We start from the raw sequence: 23,551 nt of genomic DNA on the forward strand, positions 1-23,551 counted from the left end.
GGCGACACCCTAGCCACGTTCGGCGTTCGGTGGACCCGGTTCGCGACAACGTGGCACCATGAGCCCGCTCGGGGGAAGCGGACGAGAGGGTGGCAGTGAGCCGATTCGACGGGCGACGTCTGTCCTGGACCCGACTGACGGTCCTCGTCGGTGCGCTGACGGCACTGGTGCTCGTGGGCACGTCGAGCTGGCACAGCGTCCAGGACTCCCAGGCGGCCGAGGCGAACGGCGACGCCTGGTACGCCGGGTACGTCGATGCGACGGTCACCCCGCTGCACGCCTTCGAGCAGCCGACGTCCAAGGCGACCCGGGACGTCGTGCTGTCGTTCATCGTCTCCGATCCCCAGCAGGGCTGCCGCCCGACGTGGGGCAGCGCGTACTCGCTTGACGCCGCGGCCGACGAGCTCGACCTCGACCGCCGCATCGCCCGCCTGAGGCAGCAAGGTGGCAGCGTGGTCGTGTCCTTCGGCGGCGCGGTCAACTCCGAGCTGGCGACCGCGTGCACCGACGCCGCAGAGCTCCTGAAGGCGTACCGCAGCGTCGTGGAGCGCTACGACCTGCGGATGATCGACCTCGACAACGAGGGCGCCGGCCTGGCCGACCGCGCCGCCGCGAGCCGCCGCGCGGTGGCGATGCACGCTCTCCAGGTGGAGCGCGCCAAGGCCGGCAAGGACCTGAGGGTCTGGCTGACGCTGCCGGTCGCCCCGTCCGGACTGTCCGAGGACGGCAGACGGGCGGTCGAGACCATGCTGGACCACGACGTCGATCTGTCCGGCGTCAACGTGATGACGATGGACTACGGCGCCAGCCGGACCACGGGGCAGTCGATGCTCGACGCATCGATCGCCGCACTCACCGAGACGCACCGCCAGCTCGGCCAGGTGTACGCCGGGGCCGGGCAGGACGTCGGCTCCTCGACCCTGTGGCGGCGCATGGGCGCCACCCCGATGATCGGCCAGAACGACGTGCCCGGGGAGGTCTTCTCGCTGGCCGCCGCACGAGGGCTGAGCGCGTTCGCGGACCAGAAGGGGCTGGGCCGCATGTCCATGTGGTCGCTCAACCGCGACCGGACGTGCGGCGCGAACTATCCCGACGTCACCGTGGTGTCCAACTCGTGCAGCGGCGTCGACCAGGGCGGCACGTCGTTCGCGAAGCTGTTGCGCGGCGACATGACCGGTCGCCCGGACACGAGCGCGGTGACGCCCGTCGTGCCGGGGTCCGCAGGACGCGGACAGGGTGAGGAGGCCCGCGCGGACGACCCCGCCACCAGCCCGTACCCGATCTGGGACGAGGAGACGACGTACGTCGAGGGCACCCGTGTCGTCTGGCACCGCAACGCCTACGTCGCCAAGTGGTGGACCCTCGGCGACGTGCCCGACGACCCGGTCGTCGACACGGCATCCTCGCCGTGGCAGCTGGTGGGACCGGTGCTCGAGGGCGAGAAGCCCGTCGCTCTGCCGAAGCTGCCCCGGGGGACGTATCCCACCTGGGACCAGGACCGGTCGTACCGCAAGGGCGAGCGCGTCATGATGGGCGGAACACCGTTCACGGCCAAGTGGGCGTCGACCGGCGTCAGCCCCGACGCCCAGGCGAGCCGCGAGCAGCCGTCGCCGTGGCGCCGACTGACCGACGCCGAGATCCGCACCGCCGCCCAGGCCGCCGCCAAGGCCACGAAGGACGCCAAGCCCCGCAAGGACGGTGGGAAGAAGAAGCGCACGAACGACAGGTAGCCGACCTGTCACCCCCGTGCGTCATGCTCCTCGCATGAAGCCGGTCGTCGGACGTCTGCACGCACAGGGTCTCGACGCACCGCGGTTCGGCACGGCGTCCGACGTGGTCAGCCACCTCGGCTGCGTGCAGTCCCAGCTGCACGACATGGCGCTGTGGGCCGTCGGTCGACGCACCGACGGCCTGACGTTCGCCGAGCTGCAGGGCTCCTTCGCCCGCGGCGAGTTCCTGCGCACGCACGTGCTTCGCCCCACGTGGCACTTCGTCGACCCCGGTGACGTCCACTGGTGGCTCGCGTTGACGGCTCCACGGATCCGCCGCCTCATGCGGGCGATCGACCGGGACCTCGGACTCACCGACGAACGCCTCGACCGCTGCGCCGAGGTCGTCGTCGCGTCCCTCGCAGGCCGTGCCACCCGCACCCGCGCCGAGCTCGGCGCCGATCTCGCGGCGGCGGGTCTCGACCACACCGGGCAGTCGCTCGCCCACGTCGTGATGCACGCCGAGATCGACGCGTTGATCGTCAACGGCCCGCCGCGCGGGAAGCAGCACACCTACCGCCTGCTCGAGCCCCGTCCGATGACCCGCACGCACGACGAGCTGTTGGCCGACGCGGCCCGGCGCTACGCCCGCGGGCACGGACCCGTCCGCGACAAGGACCTCGCCTGGTGGACGAGCCTGACGCTGACCGACGCCCGGCGCGCGATCGAGCTCGCGGACCTGACGCCGCTCGACGTCGACGGCGTGCCGCACTGGCGGCTCGACGATCCGGTCGAGGCCGAGGTCCCCCGCGTGATGCTGCTGTCCAGCTTCGACGAGTACGTCTCCTACGCCCGGGAGCCGGCTGACTACAGCGTCTTCGCGGGGGCGGTGAAGGACGTGATGCGCGGCAGCGGGCTGCTGATGCTGGACGGCCGGCTCGCCGGCACGTGGACGCGCACGGTCTCCGCCCGCGCCGTGGACGTCGTGGTGGAGGCCGCCGGTCTCGATGGGGCCACGCAGCGGTCGGTGGAGGCGGAGGCGGCGCTTCGGGCGGTTCCTCGACCGCGAGGCGAGAGTGATGATCGCCACGTGACAGGCGTTCTTCGGCCCCAAAGCGAAGCAGGCGAGCCGGGATCGTGGCACGGTGGACAGAACGCGGTGACCGGGCCGAGCCTGCCTGCAGACCGCTGGGGCTCCGCGTTACCCTGTTAAGCGACATTTACGCGTGCGCGCCAGCGACAATTCGGAAGAGGCGATCGAGGCTGTGGCCGAGTCCTCACAAGACCATTCAACCCCCGACTTCGGCACGAATCAGTGGCTCGTCGAGGAGATGTACGAGCGCTATCGGGAAGATCCCACGTCCGTAGACGCGACCTGGGTCTCGTTCTTCCAGACCGGTGACGGCGTCGGCCTCAACGGCAACAGCGGGGCCAACGGCACCAACGGCACCGCCCCCGCGAAGGCCGCTCCGGTGGCCACGGCCGCCCCCACGCCGCCGCCCACCTCGCCGGAGTCCACGCAGCCGCCGGCCGCCAAGACGCAGCCGCCCACCGCCACGGCGCCCGAGGAGAAGGCTCCCGACGCACCCGCGCCCGTGGCACCGGTCCCGGCCACGCCTCCGGTCAAGGCCAAGCCCGCACCGTCCACCCCCGCCGCGAAGGACGCCCCGGCGGCCGGACCGGGTGAGGTCGAGAACGTCGTGCTGCGTGGCGCCGCTGCCCGCACCGTCGCCAACATGGACGCGAGCCTCTCGGTCCCGACCGCGACGAGCGTCCGCTCCGTGCCGGTCAAGCTCCTGTTCGACCAGCGCGTCGTCATCAACAACCACCTCGCCCGCGCCCGTGGCGGCAAGGTCTCGTTCACCCACCTCATCGGCTGGGCGATCGTCAAGGCCCTGAAGGCCATGCCGGAGATGAACACCGGCTTCGAAGTCGTCAACGGCAAGCCCAACCAGCTGAAGCCCGAGCACATCAACTTCGGCCTCGCGATCGACCTGAAGAAGCCCGACGGGTCGCGCACCCTCCTGGTGCCGTCCATCAAGGCTGCGGACACCATGACGTTCGCCGAGTTCTGGGCGGCGTACGAGACGATGGTCTCCAAGGCCCGCGACAACAAGCTCACGGTCGCCGACTTCCAGGGCACCACGGTCAGCCTGACCAACCCCGGCGGCATCGGCACGAACCACTCGATCCCCCGGCTGATGCAGGGCCAGGGCGTCATCATCGGCGTCGGCTCGATGGAGTACCCGCCGGAGTTCCAGGGCGCGTCGGAGCACACGCTGGCGCAGATGGCCATCTCCAAGATGATGACCCTGACGTCGACGTACGACCACCGCGTCATTCAGGGCGCGCAGTCGGGCGAGTTCCTCAAGCGCATCCACGCGCTGCTCCTGGGCGAGGACGGCTTCTACGACGAGATCTTCCGCGCGCTGAAGATCCCCTACGAGCCCATCCGCTGGGCCCAGGACATCCCGGTCAGCCACGACGACGAGGTCCACAAGCAGGCCCGCGTCCTCGAGCTCATCCACGCGTTCCGGGTGCGCGGCCACCTCATGGCCGACACCAACCCGCTCGACAGCTCGCCGCGCATGCACACCGATCTCGACACCGCGTCGCACGGCCTCACCCTGTGGGACCTCGACCGCGAGTTCGCGACCGGCTCGTTCAAGAGCGAGAAGCGGTTCATGAAGCTCCGCGAGATCCTCGGCATCCTGCGCGACTCGTACGCCCGCACGATCGGCATCGAGTACATGCACATCCAGGAGCCCACCGAGCGTGAGTGGTTCCAGGAGCGCGTCGAGCGTCCGCACACCAAGCCGCCGCGCGAGGAGCAGCTGCGCATCCTGCAGAAGCTCAACCAGGCCGAGGCGTTCGAGACGTTCCTGCAGACCAAGTTCGTCGGCCAGAAGCGCTTCAGCCTCGAGGGCGGCGAGACCACCATCCCGTTCCTCGACGAGATCTGCGAGGCCGCAGCGTCCGACAACCTCGAAGAGGTCTGCATCGGCATGGCCCACCGTGGCCGTCTCAACGCGCTGGTCAACATCGCCGGCAAGCGTCCCAGCCAGGTCTTCCGCGAGTTCGAGGGCAACATCGACCCCCGCACGGTGCAGGGCTCGGGCGACGTCAAGTACCACCTCGGCGTCGAGGGTGAGTTCACCTCCGGCAACGGCGACAAGATCAAGGTCTCGATCGCGGCCAACCCGTCGCACCTCGAGGTCGTCGACCCGGTGCTCGAGGGCATCACCCGTGCCAAGCAGGACCGTCTCAACCGCGGCCAGGAGTACCCGGTCCTGCCGGTGCTCGTGCACGGTGACGCCGCGTTCGCTGGTCAGGGAGTCGTCGCCGAGACGCTCAACCTGTCCCAGCTGCGCGGCTACCGCACCGGCGGGACGATCCACCTGATCGTCAACAACCAGGTCGGCTTCACCACGTCGCCGTCCTCGTCGCGCTCCTCGACGTACTGCACCGACGTCGCCCGGATGATCCAGGCGCCGGTGTTCCACGTCAACGGCGACGACCCCGAGGCCTGCATCCGCGTGGCGCAGCTGGCGTACGAGTACCGCCGCACGTTCCACAAGGACATCGTGATCGACCTCGTCTGCTACCGCCGTCGCGGTCACAACGAGGGCGACGACCCCAGCTTCACGCAGCCCCTGATGTACGACACGATCAACGCGAAGAAGTCGGTGCGCAAGCTCTACACCGAGGCCCTCGTCGGTCGTGGCGACATCACGCTGGAGGAGGCCGAGGCGGCGCTGACCGACTACCAGGCCCAGCTCGAGCGCAACTTCGCCGAGGTCAAGCAGGCCGCGTCGGACCCGGACTACACCCGGACCCCGGACTACCCCGAGAAGCCCGAGCACGAGGGCGAGCTGATCACCGCGATCACGCCCGAGACGATGAAGGCGATCGCGGACGCGTACACCAACGTCCCCGAGGGCTTCACGGTCCACCCCAAGGTCCTGCCGCAGCTCCAGCGCCGCGCGCAGTCCATCTCGGCCGGCCCCATCGACTGGGGCACCGGCGAGATCCTCGCGATGGGCTCGCTCCTGCTCGACGGGCGTCCCGTGCGCCTGGCCGGCCAGGACACGCGCCGCGGCACGTTCTCGTCGCGCTTCGCGACGATCATCGACCGCACGAACGCCCACGAGTGGACTCCCCTGTCCCACGTCGGCGACGAGCAGGCGACGTTCTACGTCTACGACTCGCTGCTGAGCGAGTACGCGGCACTCGGCTTCGAGTACGGCTACTCGGTCGCCCGTCCCGAGGCGCTCACGATGTGGGAGGCGCAGTTCGGTGACTTCGTCAACGGCGCGCAGTCCGTCATCGACGAGTACATCTCCTCGGGCGAGACCAAGTGGGGCCAGAAGTCGGGCGTCGTCCTGCTCCTGCCGCACGGCTACGAGGGTCAGGGTCCGGATCACTCGTCGGCACGCATCGAGCGTTTCCTCGACCTGTGCGCGGACAACGCCATGACGGTGGCCCAGCCGTCGACGCCGGCGTCGTACTTCCACCTGCTGCGTCGCCAGAACCTGCAGGGCCAGCACCGTCCGCTCATCGTCTTCACGCCGAAGTCGATGCTGCGCAGCAAGGCCGCGGCGTCGCAGCCCGACGACTTCACGTCGGGCTCGTTCCGTCCGGTCATCGGCGACGACGTGGCCGATCCGTCGGCGGTCGAGCGCGTGCTCGTCTGCTCGGGTCGCATCACGTGGGACCTCATGGCCGAGCGGGAGAAGCGCGAGTCGGGCCAGTCCCGCACCGCGATCGTCCGCCTCGAGCAGATCTACCCGCGTCCGCTGGAGGAGCTCAAGGCCGAGCTCGCCAAGTACCCGAACGCGCGCGAGGTCCGCTTCGTCCAGGACGAGCCCGCCAACCAGGGTCCGTGGCCGCACATCGCGCTGCACTTCAGCGGTGAGCTCGGCGGACTGCCCCTGCTGCGGGTCTCGCGCCCGGAGTCGTCGGCACCCTCGGTGGGGTCGCACAACCGCCACGTCGAGGAGCAGGCCACGCTCATGCAGCAGGCCTTCAGCTGATCAACGACTGAGGACGGGTCATGTACTTCACGGATCGTGGCATCGAGGAGCTCCAGAGCCGGCGAGGTGACGAAGAGGTCACCTTCGCCTGGCTCGCGGAGCAGCTCAGCACGTTCGTCGACCTCAACCCCGACTTCGAGATCCCGGTCGAGCGGCTCGCCACCTGGCTGGCCCGTCTCGACGACGAGGACGAGTAGCCGGGCGGTGTCCTCGGGACCGGGTCGCTAGGCTCCGGTCATGGCCAAGATGATGATGTGTCCCTGCGGAGAACGACTCGTGGGACGGACCGACGAGGACTTCGTCGGCGCCGTCGACGCGCACCTGCGCGACAATCACGGCGGACGCTCCTACCCGGCCGATGCCATCTTGTCGATGGCGACGTCGATCCCCGACGACGCCGTCGCGGACTGACCGCCAGCCCAGATTTGCGGCCTTCTGCACGGTTCCTGCCCGGCAGGACGGTGCAGAGCTCCGCAAATCTGGGCTGGGGGTCCTAGCGGGTCAGGACGATCTTGCCGAAGACCGAGCCGTCGATGATGCTCTGCAGTCCGTCCGCCGCCTGCTCCATCGGGATCTCCCGGTCGATCAGCGGGCGCGTCCCGGTCACGTCCATGAACTGCGCGAGCGCGTGCAGCTCGTCGCGCGTGCCCATCGTCGAGCCGTGGACGCGCATCTGCTGGAAGAAGATCCGGGTCAGCTCGGCGTGCGAGGGCGCGTCGCCGGACGTCGCCCCGGAGATCACGATCGTGCCGCCGGGGCGCATCGACTTCACCGAGTGCGACCAGGTCGCCGCGCCGACCGTCTCCATGACGGCGTCGACCTTCGTGGGCAGCCGGGCGCCGGACTCGAACACCTCGTGGGCACCGATCTCGAGGGCCTTGGCGCGCTTGTCCTCGTCGCGGCTCGTGGCGTAGACCCGGAAGCCGGCCGCCCGGGCGAGGGTGATCGCCGCGGTCGCGACGCCGCCGCCTGCGCCCTGCACCAGCACCGTGTCGCCCTGCTTGAGGCCGGACTGCGTGAACAGCATCCGGTACGCGGTGAGCCACGCCGTCGGCAGGCACGCGGCCTCCGCGAACGACAGGCCGGCCGGCTTGGGCACGACGTTGCGGGCCGGCACCGCGACCTTCTCGGCGAAGGTGCCCTGGTGCCGCTCGGACAGCAGCGAACGCTTGGGGTCCAGGGTCTCGTCGCCGCGCCACGAGGGGTCGCTGATGACGGCGTGGACGAGGACCTCGTTGCCGTCCTCGTCGTAGCCCGCGGCGTCACAGCCCAGGATCATCGGCAGCGACTTCTCGCCCAGGCCGACGCCCCGCAGGCTCCACACGTCGTGGTGGTTGATCGAGGCGGCCTTGACCGTCACCGTCGTCCAGCCGTCCGGGACCTCGGGATCGGGGCGCTCGCCGACGACGAGTCCTTCGAGGGGGCTGTCGGGAGTGATCTGACCGGCGTAGACCGCGAACATGGTGCTCCTTCGGGGGTGTCAGTACGGGCGGCGGGCGAGGCCCTCGCGGCGTGCCGTGTCGGTCACGGCACGAGCGACCGCCGTGGCGACCCGGGGGTCGAACGGCGACGGGATGACGTACGTCTCGCTGAGGTCGTCCCCCACGAGATCGGCGATCGCGGTGGCCGCGGCCAGCTTCATGCCCTCGGAGATCCGCGTCGCGCGGACGTCCAGCGCACCGCGGAAGATGCCCGGGAACACCAGCACGTTGTTGATCTGGTTGGGGAAGTCCGAGCGCCCGGTGGCCACGACCCGCGCGTAGCGGTGCGCCACGTCGGGGTGGACCTCCGGGGTGGGGTTCGCCATCGCGAACACGATCGCGTCCGGCGCCATCTTGGCCACCGACTCCTCGGGCACCGTGCCGCCGGAGACGCCGATGAAGACGTCAGCGCCGTCCAGCGCGTCCGAGATCGACCCGGGACGGGCCCAGCCCGCGGTCTCGGTGGCGATCTGCCGCTTGACCTCGTTGAGGTCCTCGCGTCCGGGGTGGATGACGCCCGCGCGGTCGACCACCGAGATCCTGCTCGCACCGGCGGACTGCAGGATCTTCATGATCGCCACGCCGGCCGCACCCGCGCCCGAGATGACGATCTTGAGGTCCTCGAGGAAGCGGTCGGTCAGCCGTGCAGCGTTGATGAGCGCGGCGAGGGTGACGACCGCGGTGCCGTGCTGGTCGTCGTGGAAGACGGGGATGTCCAGCCGCTCGATCAGGCGGCGCTCGATCTCGAAGCAGCGGGGGCTCGAGATGTCCTCGAGGTTGATGCCGCCGAACGTCGGGGCGAGGCGCACGACCGTCTCGACGATCTCGTCGACGTCCGTCGTGTCGAGGGCGACGGGGATCGCGTCGACGCCACCGAACTGCTTGAACAGGATCGCCTTGCCCTCCATCACGGGCATGGAGGCGGCCGGGCCGATGTCGCCGAGGCCCAGCACGGCGGTCCCGTCGGTGATCACCGCGACGGTGTTGGAGACCCAGGTGTACTCGTGGGCCATCTCGGGATCGGACGCGATCGCCTCGCACACCTGCGCGACGCCGGGGGTGTACGCCAACGACAGGTCGTGGGCGTCCTTCAGCTCGACGGTGGAGCTGATGCTCATCTTGCCGCCGCGGTGCAGGGCGAAGACGGGGTCGTCGGGATCGGGAAAGCTCGAAGCCTGCAGGTCGATGTCAGCTGCCACCATGAAAGGGAATCCTCGGGGAACGTGTCCGTACTGGTCCCCGGCACCGATCAGGTCGCCGGAGCGGCATGGATGCCGCGATTCTGCTGTCCCGCCTGGACGGGAAGTCACGGGTTGTGCCCGGCTGTCAGTCTCTCACACCGCGGAGTCCCGGCCGAGTGCCCGGGTCACCGGCGGGGACAGCAGGGCGATGAGCGCGACCACCGCGGGCAGCGCGACGACGGGCGCGAGCCAGGCCGGGTCGCCGCGCAGGTTGTACGCCAGGCCCAGGATGATGAGCTGCGAGAACACGAGCGGGCTGCGCGCCCACGCGTCGCCCTCCGTCACCCGCCACGCGGCCCACGACAGGCCCGCGCCGATCACGGCCAGGAACAGCGTCGTCCCGACGCCCAGGCCGACCCGGTCGCCCGAGATGTGGGCCGCCTCGACGACGGCCAGCACCACGAAGGTCAGCGCCTCGATCGCAACGATCGCAGCGGCCACGAGCAGCAGTGTTCGGGCCGTCCCTGACGGCCGTCCAGAAGACGTCACGACGTCAGGGTAGGCACCATGTGACCGAAGCGACAATTCGATAGGGCCTCCGGCCCTTGTAAACGATTCAGAATGTTGAAACGATGGACTTACTGCCCATGGAACGGACAAACAGTCCTGCCCTGGGCGCAAAACCGAACGGGAAGGAGTGTCCCCATGGACTGGCGCCACAAATCGGCATGCCTCGATGAGGATCCTGAGCTCTTCTTCCCCATCGGCAACACGGGTCCTGCCATCTTGCAGATCGAAGAGGCCAAGGTCGTATGCCGCCGCTGTGAAGTCCGCGAACAGTGCCTTCAGTGGGCGCTGGAATCCGGACAGGATCATGGTGTGTGGGGAGGCTTGAGCGAAGACGAACGTCGTACGCTGAAGCGTCGCAATGCTCGGGCACGTATTCGTACTGCCTGAACGTACGCACGTATCGGTGAACCCCGTGGCCTCTCGGCCGCGGGGTTCTTTGTATCCGCAGCGGGTCGCTCACACCACCAGCGTGATGGCCACGGTGGTGCCGCCACCCACCCGCTCCTCGAACGTCAGGCTGCCACCGAGCTCGCCCTCGACCAGCGTCGTGACGATCGACAGCCCGAGGCTCCCCGACGGGTCGAAGTCGGCGGGCAGCCCGGCGCCGTCGTCGCTGACCCGCAGGCGGATCTTGTCGCGGATGCGGTTGACCGCGAGGCTGAGGGTGCCGCCCCGCTCGTCGTACGCGTGGGCGGCGGCGTTCTGGATGAGCTCGGTGAGCACCATCGCCAGCGGCGTCGCGACCTCACCCGGCAGCAGCCCGAAGGACCCGAACCGGTCGGCGGCGATGCGGTTCGCGCCGGCCGGGCCGTCCGAGACGTCGAGCACCGTGTGGAGCAGGCGGTCGGCGATCTCGTCGAACTCCACGAAGTCGCTGAAGGACTGGCTCAGCGTCTCGTGCACGAGGGCGATCGAGCCGACGCGGCGGACCGCGTCCTCCAGCGCCTCACGAGCCTCAGAGCTCTCCATGCGGCGGCCCTGGAGCCGCAGCAGCGCGGCGACCGTCTGCAGGTTGTTCTTGACCCGGTGGTGGATCTCCCGGATCGTCGCCTCCTTGGAGACGAGCTCGCGCTCGCGCAGACGCAGCTCGGTGACGTCGCGCAGCAGGATCAGGGACCCGCTGCGGCGCCCGCCCGACCGCAGCGGGATGACCCGCAGCAGCAGGGACGCATGGGAGTTCTCGATCTCCGCCTCGATGTTCTCGTCGCCGCGCAGCAACCCGCGCGCGCCACGATCGGTCGGACGGCGATCGACCAGCTCGGTGGTCACGGTGCCCAGGTGCGTGCCGACGAGGTCACCGGTCAGGCCCAGACGCCGGTACGCCGACATCGCGTTGGGGCTCGCGTACCTCACGACGCCGGAGCCGTTCGTCCGGACGAAGCCGTCGCCGACGCGCAGGGAGTCCGCGAGATCGGTCCGGGTGCCCGGCAGGGGGAACTCGCCACGGCGGATCATCTCGGCGAGCTCGTCCGCGGCCTCGAAGTAGGAGCTCTCCAGCGTGCTCGCCGTCCGCAGTCCCGCCGCCGAGCTGCGCTGCGCGATGACGGCGATCGTCCGACCGTCCCGGCGGACCGGGATGACCTCGACGCGCACGAGCCGGCCGTCCCGCTCCTCGACGACCAGATCGCTCGCCAGCTGCCCAGTCGTCAGGGCGTTCTCGAGCGGCTCTCCACGGCCGGTGGGCAGGAACGTCCCAGAGACGTCCTCGAGCAGGGTCGTCGCGCCCGTGGTGGGACGGATCTGCGCGGCGGCCCACATGCCCTTGGCCTCGCCGTCCGGCACCCAGAGCACCAGGTCGGAGAACGAGAGGTCGGCGATGATCTGCCAGTCCGCGACCAGCGCGTGCAGCCACGCGACGTCCTCGCTGGACAGTGACGTCTGGAACTGCGCGATGTCGTCGAGCGAGGGCATTGGGCCAATGTATCCACGGTGCGTGGCACGATGGCGGAGTGTCTGAGGCGTACTGGCAATCCGTCATGCAGGGCGGGATGGACGTCCCCGCAGATCGCGGCCTCGACGAGTACACGGTCGAGCTGGTGGAGATGCTGGGCCACCCCAATCCCCGCATCCGCGAGGACCTTGCGTACCCGTTGCTGACGACGTGGATCAACCGCGGCGTGTACGACCAGCTGCTCTCCGGCCTGGGCGACGGCATCGCCCCGGGACTGCGGTACGGGCTCGGTCACGACGGCGACGTCTCGGTCCTGCGTCGCTCCTACAGTGCGCTGATGCTGGCCGAGATCATCGGGCGCGACAACAACGAGCACCTGATGAGCTCGGCCTCGGTGCTCGACTGGGGCGACCGGGCGACCGCCTGGTACGTCAGGGAGCAGGACCACCGCGGGTGGATCCCGGAGCAGGGCTGGGCCAACGCGATTGCCCACGGCGCCGACCTGCTGGCCACGCTCGCGCGGTCGCGCCACTTCGGGCGGCTCGAGCTCACGGTGCTGCTCGACGTCATCGCCGACCGCGTCCTGACCCCCACCTCGTACATCTGGCGCCACGGCGAGGAGGACCGCCTGGCGTACGCGGTCATGACGCTGCTGCATCGCAACGCGCTCGACCCGAGCATCGTCGAGCCGTGGCTCGCCAGGCTCGGGCAGGGCATCAAGCCGCCGCGCACCCGCGGCCACCTCGAGGCGGAGTGGCCGCCACCCGCCGTGCGCAACACGTCCTCGTTCCTGCGGGCGCTGCACCTCCAGCTCGCCCTGGGCGTGCAGGGCCGCGACGACCTGCGGTCCGATGCCGAGCTGTTCGCCGAGCAGCCTGCGCACCGCGCCGACCTGATCCTGGCGGTGCTCGACCAGATCCGCGCCGAGCAGCCGTGGCTGTATCGTCCGACGACCCGCGCGCGTCCTCTCGGCTGAACGTCATCCCCCGCGGCGGCCCCTACCGTCGAGTAACGTGCGTCACATGACTACTGAGACCACCGGTGCGGCGGAGTCCAGCACCCCTGCTCCGCCGCACGGCGGCGTCCACGCGTTCGACGTGGCACGCGCCCACGGTGTCGAGACGATGTTCACCCTCTCGGGCGCCCACGTGTTCCCGTTGTACGACGCGGCGGTCAAGGCCGAGCCGCCGATGCCGATCGTCGACGTCCGGCACGAGCCGACCGCGGTCTTCGCGGCCGAGGCCATCGGCAAGCTGACCCGCACGCCCGGCCTGGCCGTGCTCACCGCGGGCCCAGGAGTGACCAACGGGGTCAGCCCGGTCGCACAGGCGAGCTTCGCGGGGTCGCCGCTCGTGGTCGTCGGTGGTCGCGCCCCCAACAACCGCTGGGGCACGGGCAGCCTGCAGGAGATCGACCACCCGCCGATCTTCTCGACGATCTCGAAGTCGGCCTCGACGGCCCGCAGCGTCGCTGACATCGCGCCGACGATGGACGAGGCGTTCACCCTCTCGGGGTCCTCGCACCGCGGTCCCACGTTCGTCGACGTGCCGATGGACGAGTTCTTCAACAGCGCCCCCGCGACGTTCGCCTCGCAAGGCAACGCCACGGCTGCGATCGAGCCCGACGCGGACGCGCTGCGTCAGGTGGCCGGGCTGCTGGCGGCGGCCGAGCGGCCGGTCCTGGTGCTGGGCACCGACGTGTGGGCCGACCACGCGGAGGAGGCGGCGCTGCACTTCGTCACCGAGACCGGCATCCCGGTGATCTCCAACGGCATGGGCCGCGGGATCGTCCCCGGCGGACATTCCCAGCTCGTCACCAAGGCCCGCTCGACGTCGTTCAACCAGGCGGACCTCGTGATCGTGGTCGGGACGCCGCTGGACTTCCGGCTCGGCTACGGCGTCTTCGGCGGCAAGGACGGCGCCACGGCGGCCAGGACCGTCCACCTCGCGGACTCCCCCGGCCAGGTCTCCGGCCACGCCGAGCTGGCCGGCTCGGCCAGCGGCGACCTCAGCTCGGTGTTCACCGGGCTGCTCGCGGCGCTGCAGTCGACCCCCGGCAGCCGGCCCGACTGGGCGCCGTGGCTGTCGACGCTGCAGACCGAGGTGGCGGCGGCGACCGCGCGCGACCAGGAGCTGCTCACCGCGGCGGCCGACCCGATCCACCCGGCCCGCATCTACGGCGAGCTGCTCCCCCGCCTGGCCGACGACGCCGTCGTGATCGGCGACGGCGGCGACTTCGTGTCGTTCGCGGGCAAGTTCGTCGAGCCGAAGCGTCCCGGCGGCTGGCTGGATCCCGGACCGTACGGGTGCCTCGGCGCGGGCATGGGCGCGGCAATGGCCGCGCGCATCGCCCGGCCGTCCAGCCAGGTCGTCCTGCTGTACGGCGACGGAGCCGCGGGCATGTCGTTGATGGACGTCGACACCCTCGTCCGGCACCGCCTGCCGGTCGTCATGATCGTCGGCAACAACTCGGCGTGGGGCCTGGAGAAGGGGCCGATGCAGTGGCTCTACGGCTACGACGTCGCCGCGGACCTCGCCCCGCAGACCCGCTACGACCAGGTCGTGACGGCGCTGGGCGGCGGGGGCGAGCTCGTCACGGACCCGAAGGAGATCGGCCCGGCCATCGACCGGGCGTTCGCCTCTGGCGTGCCGTACCTCGTGAACGTCATGACCGACGTCGACGCCGCCTACCCCAGGGCCACCACCGGCATCTGACCCCCCACCCCCGCCCCACCCCCATCCGCCGACGAGTCACGCACGGACGCTCACGAGTCACGCACGGACGCCCGCGAGTCACCCACGGACGGTGACGAGTCACGTACGGGATGCGGACACCGCGTCGCTGTCCGTACGTGACTCCTCGGCCTCCGTACGCGACTCCTCGGCCTCCGTACGTGACTCCTCGGCCTCCGTACGCGACTCCTCGGCGTCCGTACGCGACTCCTCGGCCTCCGTACGCGACTCCTCGGCGTCCGTGCGTGACTCGTGACGGGATGCCCGGGGGAAAGGACGAGGCGGCCGTCGGGAAGGATGGGCGGGTGCATCCTGAAGGCCCGCGCGCCATGATCCCGACGATCGTCCCGGCAGCCCATGCCTGACGCTGCTCCTCCCAGCACCGGGCTCCGGCTGATCGGTCGCGCCCTGCGACGCCACCGCCGACGCCTCACGGTCGGCTTCGCGCTGATCATGGTCTGGCAGATGTGCGAGACCCTCGTGCCGGTCCTCATCGGTGTCATCATCGACCGCGGGATCGCTCAGGAGGACGGCTCCGCCTTCGCACTGTCGTTGCTCGGACTTGCCGTCCTGTTCGCGGTCCTGAGCAACAGCTACCGCTTCGGCGGCCGGTTCATCGTCCGCAGCCTGGAGGACGAGGCACACCTCCTGCGTACCGAGGTCGCCGGCCACGTCCTGCATCCTCGCGGTGCGCGCACGTCCATGCTCCCGGGCGAGACGCTCTCCGTCGCCACGTCGGACGCCGAGCTCGTCTCCCAGGTCATGTGGCAGCTGGCCTTCGCCGTGGCCTCCATGGCCAGCGTCCTCGTCGTCGCCGTGTACGTGCTGCAGGTCGACGTGCAGCTTGGACTCATGATCCTGGTCGGCGTGCCCGCGGTCGTGGTCCTCATCCAGGTCGTCACACCCCTGGTCGCCCGCCGGACCCACCGCCAGCAGCAGAGCACGGCCAGCGCGTCCGGCCTCGCCGGCGACCTGGTCCAAGGCCTCCGTCCCCTCAAGGGCATCGGCGGCGAGGACGTCGCACTGACCCGCTACCGCGCGGCCAGCCAGACGGCGCGCCGCGACACGATCGGGGTCGCCCGGTCGTGGGGCTACCTGCTGGGGATGACCACCGGCCTCAGCGGTGTCCTCCTGGCCCTCGTCACACTGGTGGCCGGCTCCCTCGCCCTCGACGGCGAGATCAGCCTGGGACAGCTCGTCGCCCTCGTCGGGCTCACCCAGTTCCTGGCCGAGCCGATCACCGGGCTCGGCGAGATCAGCGCCCAGTTCGCCGCCTCCCGCGCGTCGGCGGCCCGCATCGCGGCCTTCCTCGCCACGCCGCGGATCGTCCGGGTCGGTGACCGGGTCCCGTACGGTGAGCGCCCCCAGCTGGGCATCGCGAACGTGAGCGGCGGCCCGCTCGACGGCTTGTCGTTCACCACCCGTGACGGTGAGATGCTCGCCGTCACGATCGACGACCCGTCGACCTCCGACGCGCTCGTACGCCTGCTCGCCGGCGCCGACGAGGCCACGACCGGCACGATCACCCTGGGGGGCGTGCCTCTCGGCGAGCTCACGATCGACTCGCGCCGCAAGACGTTGCTCGTCAGCCCCCACCACACCGAGATCTTCGAGGGCACGCTCCGCTCGGCCATCGACCCGGACGGCGCGCTCCCTGTCGAGGAGCTGGATGAGGTGCTGGCCGCCTCCGCGGTCGACGACGTCGTCGCCCTGCACCCGGACGGGCTGGACCGGGCCGTCCGCGCCGGCGGCTCCAGCCTGTCGGGTGGGCAGCGGCAGCGGGTGGCCCTGGCGCGCGCCCTCGCCGCGCGTCCGCCGGTCCTGGTGCTGCAGGACCCCACCAGTGCCGTCGACGGGGTGACCGAGCACGCGATCGCGGCCGGTCTGCGCAGCGTACGCACTCGCCTCGGTGGCACGACGGTCGTCCTCACGTCGAGCCCGGCCATGCTGCAGCAGGCCGACCGCGTCCTGTTCGTGCGCGACGGACGGGTCGTGGCCGAGGGGCCTCACAGCCAGCTGATCGGCGACCCCACCTACCGCGAGGCGGTCCTTCGATGAGCGTCGACGCACCCGCCCACGACCTGCTCCCGGTCGCCTCGGCCCGGGACACCGCAGCGCTCGCGTGGCGCATGGTCCGGGGCCGCGTCGCCAGCCTGGTGCTGACGATCGGGTCCTTCCTGCTCGTGGGCCTGGCCGGGATCATCCCCGTCCTGATGATCGGCCGAGTCGTCGACGCGGTACGAGACGGTGCCGACGCGTCGGTCATCCACCAGGCCGTCGTCGTCATGGTCGTGTCGGGCGTCGCCGGCGCGCTCTTCGCGACGCTCTCGATGGCAGCCCTCGCCCACACCGTGGCTCCGGCGCTCGCCGAGCTCCGCGAGGACGTGCTGGATCGCGCGCTGCACCTCGAGACCGCGCGCATCGAGGCCGCCGGGGTCGGCGACATCGTCTCGCGGGTCGGCGACGACGTCCGCCACCTCACGCGGGCTCTCGACGAGGCGATCCCGCTGCTCATCAACTCGCTGGCCGCGGTCGTGTTCACCGCCGGCGGGCTCTTCGCCCTCGACTGGCGCCTGGGGCTCGCCGGGCTCGGCGCGATCCCCTGCTACGTCTTCGCGCTGCGTTGGTACCTTCCCCGCTCGGCCCCGTTCTACGCCCGGCAGCGCACGGCCGAGGGCGAGCGCGCGGACGCCCTCGTCACGGGGGTCCACGGCGCGGCGACCCTGCGCGCGTTCGGCCGCGAGCACGACGCCCTCGAGAACATCGACCGCCGCTCGCGCGACGCCGTCGAGATCACCGTCGGCGTGTTCCGGCTGTACACCCGCTTCGGCGCCCGGATGAACAGCTCGGAGCTGGTGGGACTCGCGCTCGTCCTGTCCGCGGGGTTCCTGCTCGTCCGGGACGACGCCGTCACCGTCGGTGCGGCGACGACGGCCGCGTTGTTCTTCCACCGCCTCTTCAACCCCATCGGGGCGCTGCTGTTCGTCTTCGACTCAGTGCAGTCCAGCGGAGCGGCGCTCGCCCGGCTCGCCGGTGTCGCGCTCATCCCCCGTCGCACGGTGTCCACCCAGGAGCCCGGCCCCTCGCCGGACCTCGTCCTGCACGGCGTCCGCCATGCGTACGACCGGGACCGCGAGGTCCTGTCGGCGGTCGACCTGCGGATCGCCCCCGGCGAGCATGTCGCCGTGGTCGGCTCAACGGGAGCCGGCAAGACCACGCTCGGTGGCATCGCCGCGGGGACGATCGAGCCGACCGGCGGGTCCGTACGGCTCGGGCAGCTCGATCTCGTCGCGGCGGACGAGGCGACCGTACGACGCCACGTGGCGCTGGTCTCGCAGGAGGTGCACGTCTTCGCGGGCTCGCTGCGCGACAACCTGGTGCTGGCCCGCGAGGACGCCGGGGACGAGGCTTTGTGGGAGGCGCTGTGCGCCACCGGGTCCGAGCCGTGGGCGCGGGCCCTGCCCGAAGGACTCGACACGCAGGTCGGCGACCTCGGGACGCCCCTCAGCCCGGCGCAGGCGCAGCAGCTGGCCCTGGCCCGCGTCGTGCTGCTGGACCCCGAGGTCGTCGTGCTGGACGAGGCGACCGCCGAGGCCGGCTCGTCCGGAGCGCGGGAGCTGGAGCAGGCCGCTCTGGCCGCGATCGTCGGCCGTAGCGCGATCGTGGTGGCGCACCGTCTGACCCAGGCGCAGGCCGCGGACCGGGTCGTCGTGATGGAGCGTGGGCGGATCGTCGAGCAGGGCACTCACGACGAGCTGGTCGCCGCGGGCGGTCGCTACGCCGACCTCTGGACTGCTTGGTCCAGCTGATCCCCGCTGACGGGAGGGGCGGCGCCGTCGGCGTCCGCCTCCCTCAGCGGTTGGCCTCAGGCAGCCGAGCTCGAGGACTTGTTCGACTTCGCGTCGTCGCTGCCATTGCCCTGCTTCTGCTGATCCGGCACCTGGCCACCGCGGCCGTCCATGTGCGGACCGTTGCCCTGCGGGCCCATCTCGCCGCCTGGACCGCCATGCCGGCCGTCCTCGCGCTGGCCCTCCTGGTCCTGCTCGTCCTGGCCACCAGGTGCCTGCTGGTCCTGGCCGTCCTGGCCCTGACCCTGCGGCGCCTGCCCCATGGGGCCACCGCCCATCCGGCCCCGGCCGTCGTCGCTGCGGGAGCTGCCCGGGCCGAAGTGGCTGTCGTCATCGCTCGCAGTGGCGTTGCCGATCGCGGCTCCGGCACCCAGGCCGAGCAGCACGGCGACGACTCCGCCGACTGCGACGGTGCGGGTCGACCAGGACCGGGAAGCCTTTTGGTCCTTCTGCTGGGTGGTGGTCTCTTCGGTGTTCATGCTGGCGTCCTCCTTCGGGCGGTCCTGACCGACGCTGTGGTCGATCACGGTGTCGTTGTCTCGGATGGTCTTGTCGTTCGTGGAGCTGTCCTCATTCATGCATCCAGAATGACCGGCTTGCCTGTCAGAATCCTGTGCGTCCGCACAGCAACGACTGGGCGATCAGTCGTTCCGACCTCACTCCCCCAGACGCAGCTGGGCCGTCGCCTCGGACACGATCGTCGTGCGGGAGGTGAACCCCGGCGGCTTCAGCGCCAGGTCGATCGAACGCTCCAGGCGGACGTGCACCTCCTCGTCGTCGGTCGAGACGCGAACGATCCTGATCCCGTCGCCGGTCACGTAACGACTCACGAGCCGCCGCGCCTCGGCGTCATCGAGGATGACCTCGCCCCGGCGGTAGAAGGTGTCCCGGCTCAGCCCGTCAGCCGCCGCCAGGGCGGCACCGTCGGCCACGTTGTCCAGCTCCTGCCGCGCCAGGAACGCCGCCGACGCGTTGATGACGACCGCCGCGAGCAGGCCGATGAACACCAGGAACCCGATCGTCATCACCGTGATCTGGCCGTCCTCGCGCCTCACCCCGAGCGCTCCTTCCGGAAGCTGCCGTACGGCTCGGTGTGCGTGCTGTCGACGGTCACCCCGCCCAGCTGCGAGCCCAGGGCGCTCGGCGTGAGGGGCAACGGCTGTGTCGCGCGCACGACCACCCGCACGGACGATCCCGGCTGCAGGCACTCCGCTGACGACGGCAGGCACGTGATGCGCACGCTCGCGCCGTCGAGCCCCTGGTCCTCCAGCGCCACCCGGGCGGCGAGGCGGGCACGCTTCTCCGCGGCCGCCGGGTCCGGCGCCTGAAGGAACGCCCGCGCGGCCGACCGGCTGGCGGTGGACACCCCGTACGAGGCGCGCTGCGTGTCGAACACCGCCACCAGGATGTAGACGAACGGGACGAGCAGCAGCAACGTCAGCCAGACGAACTCGATCGTGGCCGTGCCGTCCTGCGATCGGGTCCTCATGGCTCGACCTCGCGAACCGCGTGCCCGCGGACCGTCACCGAGACCGCCGGGCCGAACAGACCGAGTGCCGGCACCTTCGCGCGGACCTCCACCTCGGCTCCGGGGACGCCGCCGATCGTGGTCAGCGAGGCCGCGACGTCGTCCGCGTACCGGTCGTCCAGCGCCCGCCGGATCATCGTGCGTGTCCGTTCCACCCCGTCCGCGGGCGTGGCCCCCAGGGGCGCCGCCGACCTGGCGCCCTCCGAGGCTGCGGCCGCGAGGGTGTTGCGCACGTGCAGGACGAGGGCGACCTGCGCGATGCCGAGCACGAGCGGCACGAGCAGCACCATGATCAGCACGAAGTCGACGACCGCCGCGCCCCGATCGCGATCGGCGGCGCGCACGATCAGCCGCCGACGGCCGACAGCGCCTGGGTGAGCATGTTGCGCAGCTGGGGACCGGCTGCGGCGGTCAGGATCGCCACGAGGCCGGCCGACATGACCGTGATCATCACCCAGCCGGGGACATCACCTCGTTCGTCGTGCCGATGGGATGGAAGGCGGGTCATGAGAGTTCCTTTCGTTACGTGCCCGAGGTGAGGTGGAGTCCGACATAGCCGGGGAAGAACGCAAAGATCACGGTCACGGGGAGGATGAGGAACACGACCGGGAGCATCATCGCGACCTCCTTGCGACCACCAGCCTCGATGAGCTCGCGGCGCCCGGACTCGCGCACGTCGGCCGCCTGGGCGTGCAGCACGTCGACCAGCGGGGTGCCTCGCTCGACAGCGATCGCGAGGCCTTCGGCGAACCGGGCGATGCTCGTGACGCCGGTGCGCGAGGCCAACCGGTCGAAGGCGTCGGCCATGGGCGTGCCCGTGCGGACGTCGGAGATCACCCGCGCCAGCTCGTCGGTCAGGGCGCCGTGGCAGACCTTCATGATGCGCTCGAGACCCGCGATCGGGCTCTCCCCGGCCGCGACGGCGAGCGCGAGCAGGTCGGCCACGACCGGGAACTCCGCCTGCATCTCCTGCTCGCGGGTGGTCACCTGCGCGGAGAGGTGGTTGTCGCACCACAGGACGCCCAGCACGAATCCCGTCAGGCAGATGAGCAGGAGGAGGGGCACGGAGGTGCCTCGGCTCGACCAGAGCAGCGCCGAGGCGGCTGCAGCGATGGCGAGGCCGACCGAGCCCCACATCACCTGGGTGATGCGGAAGTCGTCCACGGTCCTGGGTGACCCCAGGCGGACCAGACGTCGCGAGACGCTCGCCGAGCCGCCCACCAGGTCGCCGACCGCAGTGCCCACCCGCTGCAAGGACGGGCCGAACACCGCACCCAGCAGGTGCCCCGCCGGACCAGGCGCGGCCGGGGCAGGATGGACGTCTCGGACGTACGGGAGGACGCGTTGGTCGAGCGTCGGCCGGCGGCTGCGCAACCAGCCGGAGATCGTCAGGAGCAGTCCGGCCGAGGCACAGAACCCCACGAGCGCGCCGGTCACGCGAGGATCCGCCGTTCGGCGGGCAGACGCCCGATCCACATCATCAGGCGATACGCGACCACGCACAGGACGGCCCCTGCGGTGAGCACGATCAGCCCCGTGCCGGACGCGAACCGGCCGACGACGTCGCCCTGGAGGCACATCAGGAGCAGCACCGCCCACGGCGCGGCGACGGCGAGCCGGGCACCGTTGACCGTCCAGGACTGCCGAGACTCCAGCTCACCACGCGTCCGCAGGTCCTCGCGGAGGAAGCCCGACAGGGAGCGCAGCATCCGCCCGAGGTCGCCACCACCCACGTCGCGGGCGATCCGCAGCGCCTCGACGACGCGGTCGCCGACCGGGTCGGCCAGACGGTCCTTCAGGCGGTCGAGCGAGTCGTTGAACCTGCCGGTGCCCTGGTAGTCGCGGCCGAACTGCTCGAACGCGTCACGCAACCCCTCGGGCCCGCGCTCCCCCAGCTGGATCAGTGCCTCCGGCAGCGAGAGACCGGCGCGGACGGCCGAGGCGAGGTTGTCGACCGCGTCCGGCCACAGCGCCGCGTGGTCGCGGAGCCGGCGCATCGCCCGGCCCCGCAGGATCGCGACGGGCACCCCGGCCGCCATCGCCCCGAAGACCACACCGATCGCCGCGACGCCCGAGACACCCGCCATCACCACCGCACCGATCGCGAAGGCGAGCACGCACAGGGCGACGAGCTGCGCGGGCGACACACCATCGACGCCCGCGCGCTGGAGCAGGTCGGCGACCGGGTGGCGTCGTGCGGACGTACGGCTGGTCGGCTGCCAGTCCGGCTCGCTGAAGGTCCAGAGGACGAGAAGGATCCCGACCCCGGCCATCAGACCGATCAGGGCGCCCACCGGGTCACCCCCAGAACGGAGTCGAGGTCGATGCCGGCCTGCTCGAACGCCTCACGCCGCAGAGGGGCTCCGTGGCCGCGCTCCAGTCGACCGTCCCGCCGCACGAACACCGGGTCGGACTCGATCAGGTCGTTCTCGACCCGACCGGTGACAGCCACGATCTCGCGGACCGCACGGGTGCCGTCGGGATCCATACCCGTGTGGACGACGACGTCGACGGACGCCGCCACGGTCGGGACCACGAACCGGGAGCCGATGTTGTCGCCGGCCAGCAACGGGAGGGTGCAGAGTTTCACGAGCGCCTGCCGTGCCGAGTTGGCGTGGATGCTGGCCATGCCCGGCAGGCCGGCGTTCAGTGCCAGCAGGAGGTCAAGACACTCGGCTGCCCGCACCTCACCGACCACGATCCGGGAAGGCCGCATGCGCAGCGCCTCCTTGACCAGCATGCGCAGGTCGATCGTGCCGGTGCCCTCGAGCCCCGCCTGACGGGTCTGCATCGCGACCCAGTCCGGGTGTCCGCACTGCAGCTCGAAGACCTCCTCGACCGAGACCAGCCGTTGGGAGCCGGGGATCGATGCGGCGAGGCAGTTCAGCAGGGTCGTCTTGCCGGCCTGCGTGCCGCCGGAGACCACGATGTTGAGGCCTGCACGGACGCACGCGTCGAGGAACGCGGCACTCGGCGGATCGAGCGTCCCGAGTGCCACCAGGTCGCTGACGGAGTGGGCCTTGGCCACGAACTTGCGGATGTTGACGGCCGCGAAACCCCGCGCGATCCCGTCGAGGACGACATGGAGCCGGTGACCGCCGGGCAGCATCGCATCCACGAACGGCTGGGAGATGTCGAGCCGTCGACCCGAGGTCGACAGCATCCGCTCGACCAGCTCCCGCACCTGCTCGGCGGTCAGGATCAGCGAGGTGAGCTCATGGCGTCCCTCCCGGGCGATGAACACCCGCGAGGGCTCGTTGATCCAGACCTCCTCCACGGTGTCGTCGTCGAGGTACGCCTGCAGGGGACCGAAGCCGCTCACGTCGGCGACGATCTGACCCACGACGACGTCCGGCTCGTCCAGCGACCTCACGGCCCCGGTCAGGCTGCGCGACTCGTGCTCGGCGATCGCGTCGAGGGCGGCGAGGCGTACGGAGTCCGCCTCCGTGCGGGGGTCGATCCGGCGCTGGCGCACCAGGTCCCGCACGCGGTCGGCAAGTGCCGGCGTCGACGATTCCATCTCCCAACCTCTTCCCCCGAAGAGATGCTGTCTGTCCCGATACTGCACTCATTCCAGG

General features: G+C 70.8%; 22 protein-coding genes. 10 read left to right on the plus strand and 12 right to left on the minus strand.

The window, feature by feature from the left end:
- Window positions 1–95: 95 nt before the first annotated feature.
- Genes C3E78_RS12595 through C3E78_RS18495 form a run of 5 tightly spaced genes read left to right on the plus strand, consistent with a single transcriptional unit; the run spans window position 96 to window position 7,153 of the window.
- A complete protein-coding gene (locus C3E78_RS12595) occupies window positions 96–1,730 on the plus strand; it encodes a chitinase (RefSeq protein ID WP_108578889.1) in 1,635 nt (544 codons plus the stop codon).
- A 34-nt stretch (window positions 1,731–1,764) separates the two neighbouring features.
- Window positions 1,765–2,922: a winged helix DNA-binding domain-containing protein gene (locus C3E78_RS12600; protein WP_108578891.1), complete on the plus strand. Its 1,158-nt coding sequence runs from the start codon at window positions 1,765–1,767 to the stop codon at window positions 2,920–2,922.
- 52 nt (window positions 2,923–2,974) lie between these two features.
- On the plus strand, window positions 2,975–6,742 hold the full coding sequence (locus C3E78_RS12605) for a multifunctional oxoglutarate decarboxylase/oxoglutarate dehydrogenase thiamine pyrophosphate-binding subunit/dihydrolipoyllysine-residue succinyltransferase subunit (RefSeq protein ID WP_108578893.1): 3,768 nt from the start codon (window positions 2,975–2,977) through the stop codon (window positions 6,740–6,742).
- A gap of 20 nt (window positions 6,743–6,762) precedes the next feature.
- Complete coding sequence (locus C3E78_RS18490; protein WP_168217176.1) at window positions 6,763–6,939, plus strand: DUF6104 family protein; 177 nt, start codon at window positions 6,763–6,765, stop codon at window positions 6,937–6,939.
- Between the two features lie 40 nt (window positions 6,940–6,979).
- Window positions 6,980–7,153 carry a DUF1059 domain-containing protein gene (locus C3E78_RS18495; RefSeq protein WP_168217177.1) on the plus strand — a complete coding sequence of 58 codons (174 nt, stop codon included), beginning with the start codon at window positions 6,980–6,982 and terminating at the stop codon, window positions 7,151–7,153.
- A gap of 82 nt (window positions 7,154–7,235) precedes the next feature.
- Here the strand turns inward: C3E78_RS18495 and C3E78_RS12610 are convergent, their stop codons facing one another.
- The 3 genes from C3E78_RS12610 to C3E78_RS12620 all read right to left on the minus strand — a co-directional run bounded on the left by C3E78_RS12610 (window position 7,236) and on the right by C3E78_RS12620 (window position 9,953).
- On the minus strand, window positions 7,236–8,204 hold the full coding sequence (locus tag C3E78_RS12610; protein WP_108578895.1) for a zinc-binding dehydrogenase: 969 nt from the start codon (window positions 8,202–8,204) through the stop codon (window positions 7,236–7,238).
- A gap of 18 nt (window positions 8,205–8,222) precedes the next feature.
- Complete coding sequence (locus C3E78_RS12615) at window positions 8,223–9,425, minus strand: NAD(P)-dependent malic enzyme (protein WP_108578897.1); 1,203 nt, start codon at window positions 9,423–9,425, stop codon at window positions 8,223–8,225.
- Between the two features lie 132 nt (window positions 9,426–9,557).
- A complete protein-coding gene (locus C3E78_RS12620; RefSeq protein WP_135804807.1) occupies window positions 9,558–9,953 on the minus strand; it encodes a hypothetical protein in 396 nt (131 codons plus the stop codon).
- A gap of 156 nt (window positions 9,954–10,109) precedes the next feature.
- On the opposite strand from C3E78_RS12620, the gene C3E78_RS12625 reads away from it, so the two are divergent.
- Window positions 10,110–10,361, plus strand: coding sequence for a WhiB family transcriptional regulator (locus C3E78_RS12625; protein ID WP_108578901.1), 252 nt, complete (start codon window positions 10,110–10,112; stop codon window positions 10,359–10,361).
- A gap of 69 nt (window positions 10,362–10,430) precedes the next feature.
- Here C3E78_RS12625 and C3E78_RS12630 read toward each other — a convergent pair whose 3' ends face one another.
- On the minus strand, window positions 10,431–11,885 hold the full coding sequence (locus tag C3E78_RS12630) for a sensor histidine kinase (RefSeq protein ID WP_108578903.1): 1,455 nt from the start codon (window positions 11,883–11,885) through the stop codon (window positions 10,431–10,433).
- A 38-nt stretch (window positions 11,886–11,923) separates the two neighbouring features.
- On the opposite strand from C3E78_RS12630, the gene C3E78_RS12635 reads away from it, so the two are divergent.
- From C3E78_RS12635 to C3E78_RS12655, 4 genes are all read left to right on the plus strand, one after another.
- The gene (locus C3E78_RS12635; RefSeq protein WP_235833614.1) at window positions 11,924–12,841 is read left to right on the plus strand and encodes a DUF2785 domain-containing protein; all 918 of its coding nucleotides are present in this window, start codon (window positions 11,924–11,926) and stop codon (window positions 12,839–12,841) included.
- 46 nt (window positions 12,842–12,887) lie between these two features.
- Window positions 12,888–14,579, plus strand: a complete 1,692-nt coding sequence (locus C3E78_RS12640) for an acetolactate synthase (protein WP_108578907.1) — start codon at window positions 12,888–12,890, stop codon at window positions 14,577–14,579.
- A 375-nt stretch (window positions 14,580–14,954) separates the two neighbouring features.
- Window positions 14,955–16,655, plus strand: coding sequence for an ABC transporter transmembrane domain-containing protein (locus C3E78_RS12650; RefSeq protein ID WP_108578911.1), 1,701 nt, complete (start codon window positions 14,955–14,957; stop codon window positions 16,653–16,655).
- Complete coding sequence (locus C3E78_RS12655) at window positions 16,652–18,406, plus strand: ABC transporter ATP-binding protein (protein WP_108578913.1); 1,755 nt, start codon at window positions 16,652–16,654, stop codon at window positions 18,404–18,406. The genes C3E78_RS12650 and C3E78_RS12655 overlap by 4 nt, the downstream gene beginning before the upstream one ends.
- A 56-nt stretch (window positions 18,407–18,462) precedes the next feature.
- On the opposite strand, the gene C3E78_RS12660 is transcribed toward C3E78_RS12655, so the two are convergent.
- The 8 genes from C3E78_RS12660 to C3E78_RS12690 all read right to left on the minus strand — a co-directional run bounded on the left by C3E78_RS12660 (window position 18,463) and on the right by C3E78_RS12690 (window position 23,493).
- A complete protein-coding gene (locus tag C3E78_RS12660) occupies window positions 18,463–19,023 on the minus strand; it encodes a hypothetical protein (RefSeq protein WP_108578915.1) in 561 nt (186 codons plus the stop codon).
- A 78-nt stretch (window positions 19,024–19,101) separates the two neighbouring features.
- A complete protein-coding gene (locus C3E78_RS12665) occupies window positions 19,102–19,500 on the minus strand; it encodes a pilus assembly protein TadG-related protein (protein ID WP_108578917.1) in 399 nt (132 codons plus the stop codon).
- Window positions 19,497–19,934: a TadE/TadG family type IV pilus assembly protein gene (locus C3E78_RS12670; protein WP_108578919.1), complete on the minus strand. Its 438-nt coding sequence runs from the start codon at window positions 19,932–19,934 to the stop codon at window positions 19,497–19,499. The genes C3E78_RS12665 and C3E78_RS12670 overlap by 4 nt, the downstream gene beginning before the upstream one ends.
- A complete protein-coding gene (locus C3E78_RS12675) occupies window positions 19,931–20,317 on the minus strand; it encodes a TadE family protein (RefSeq protein WP_108578922.1) in 387 nt (128 codons plus the stop codon). Before C3E78_RS12675 ends, C3E78_RS12670 begins: the two co-directional genes overlap by 4 nt.
- A 2-nt stretch (window positions 20,318–20,319) precedes the next feature.
- Entirely contained in the window at window positions 20,320–20,481 is a 162-nt protein-coding gene (locus tag C3E78_RS18500; RefSeq protein ID WP_168217178.1) for a hypothetical protein, read from the minus strand.
- A gap of 14 nt (window positions 20,482–20,495) precedes the next feature.
- Window positions 20,496–21,410: a type II secretion system F family protein gene (locus C3E78_RS12680; protein ID WP_235833615.1), complete on the minus strand. Its 915-nt coding sequence runs from the start codon at window positions 21,408–21,410 to the stop codon at window positions 20,496–20,498.
- Entirely contained in the window at window positions 21,407–22,267 is an 861-nt protein-coding gene (locus tag C3E78_RS12685; RefSeq protein ID WP_108578926.1) for a type II secretion system F family protein, read from the minus strand. Before C3E78_RS12685 ends, C3E78_RS12680 begins: the two co-directional genes overlap by 4 nt.
- Window positions 22,255–23,493: a TadA family conjugal transfer-associated ATPase gene (locus C3E78_RS12690; protein ID WP_108578928.1), complete on the minus strand. Its 1,239-nt coding sequence runs from the start codon at window positions 23,491–23,493 to the stop codon at window positions 22,255–22,257. Before C3E78_RS12690 ends, C3E78_RS12685 begins: the two co-directional genes overlap by 13 nt.
- Window positions 23,494–23,551 lie beyond the last annotated feature (58 nt).

Source organism: Aeromicrobium chenweiae, from assembly GCF_003065605.1.
In the GTDB taxonomy this organism is placed as follows: Bacteria; Actinomycetota; Actinomycetes; order Propionibacteriales; family Nocardioidaceae; genus Aeromicrobium; species Aeromicrobium chenweiae.

Excerpts from the sequence above, each read along its gene's own strand:
- C3E78_RS12600 (WP_108578891.1), top strand. The coding sequence starts at position 1,765 with ATGAAGCCGGTCGTCGGACGTCTGCACGCACAGGGTCTCGACGCACCG.
- C3E78_RS18490 (WP_168217176.1), top strand. The coding sequence starts at position 6,763 with ATGTACTTCACGGATCGTGGCATCGAGGAGCTCCAGAGCCGGCGAGGT.
- C3E78_RS18495 (WP_168217177.1), top strand. The coding sequence starts at position 6,980 with ATGGCCAAGATGATGATGTGTCCCTGCGGAGAACGACTCGTGGGACGG.
- C3E78_RS12610 (WP_108578895.1), bottom strand. The coding sequence starts at position 8,204 with ATGTTCGCGGTCTACGCCGGTCAGATCACTCCCGACAGCCCCCTCGAA.
- C3E78_RS12615 (WP_108578897.1), bottom strand. The coding sequence starts at position 9,425 with ATGGTGGCAGCTGACATCGACCTGCAGGCTTCGAGCTTTCCCGATCCC.
- C3E78_RS12625 (WP_108578901.1), top strand. The coding sequence starts at position 10,110 with ATGGACTGGCGCCACAAATCGGCATGCCTCGATGAGGATCCTGAGCTC.
- C3E78_RS12630 (WP_108578903.1), bottom strand. The coding sequence starts at position 11,885 with ATGCCCTCGCTCGACGACATCGCGCAGTTCCAGACGTCACTGTCCAGC.
- C3E78_RS12640 (WP_108578907.1), top strand. The coding sequence starts at position 12,888 with ATGACTACTGAGACCACCGGTGCGGCGGAGTCCAGCACCCCTGCTCCG.
- C3E78_RS12650 (WP_108578911.1), top strand. The coding sequence starts at position 14,955 with ATGCCTGACGCTGCTCCTCCCAGCACCGGGCTCCGGCTGATCGGTCGC.
- C3E78_RS12655 (WP_108578913.1), top strand. The coding sequence starts at position 16,652 with ATGAGCGTCGACGCACCCGCCCACGACCTGCTCCCGGTCGCCTCGGCC.
- C3E78_RS12660 (WP_108578915.1), bottom strand. The coding sequence starts at position 19,023 with ATGAATGAGGACAGCTCCACGAACGACAAGACCATCCGAGACAACGAC.
- C3E78_RS12670 (WP_108578919.1), bottom strand. The coding sequence starts at position 19,934 with ATGAGGACCCGATCGCAGGACGGCACGGCCACGATCGAGTTCGTCTGG.
- C3E78_RS18500 (WP_168217178.1), bottom strand. The coding sequence starts at position 20,481 with ATGACCCGCCTTCCATCCCATCGGCACGACGAACGAGGTGATGTCCCC.
- C3E78_RS12690 (WP_108578928.1), bottom strand. The coding sequence starts at position 23,493 with ATGGAATCGTCGACGCCGGCACTTGCCGACCGCGTGCGGGACCTGGTG.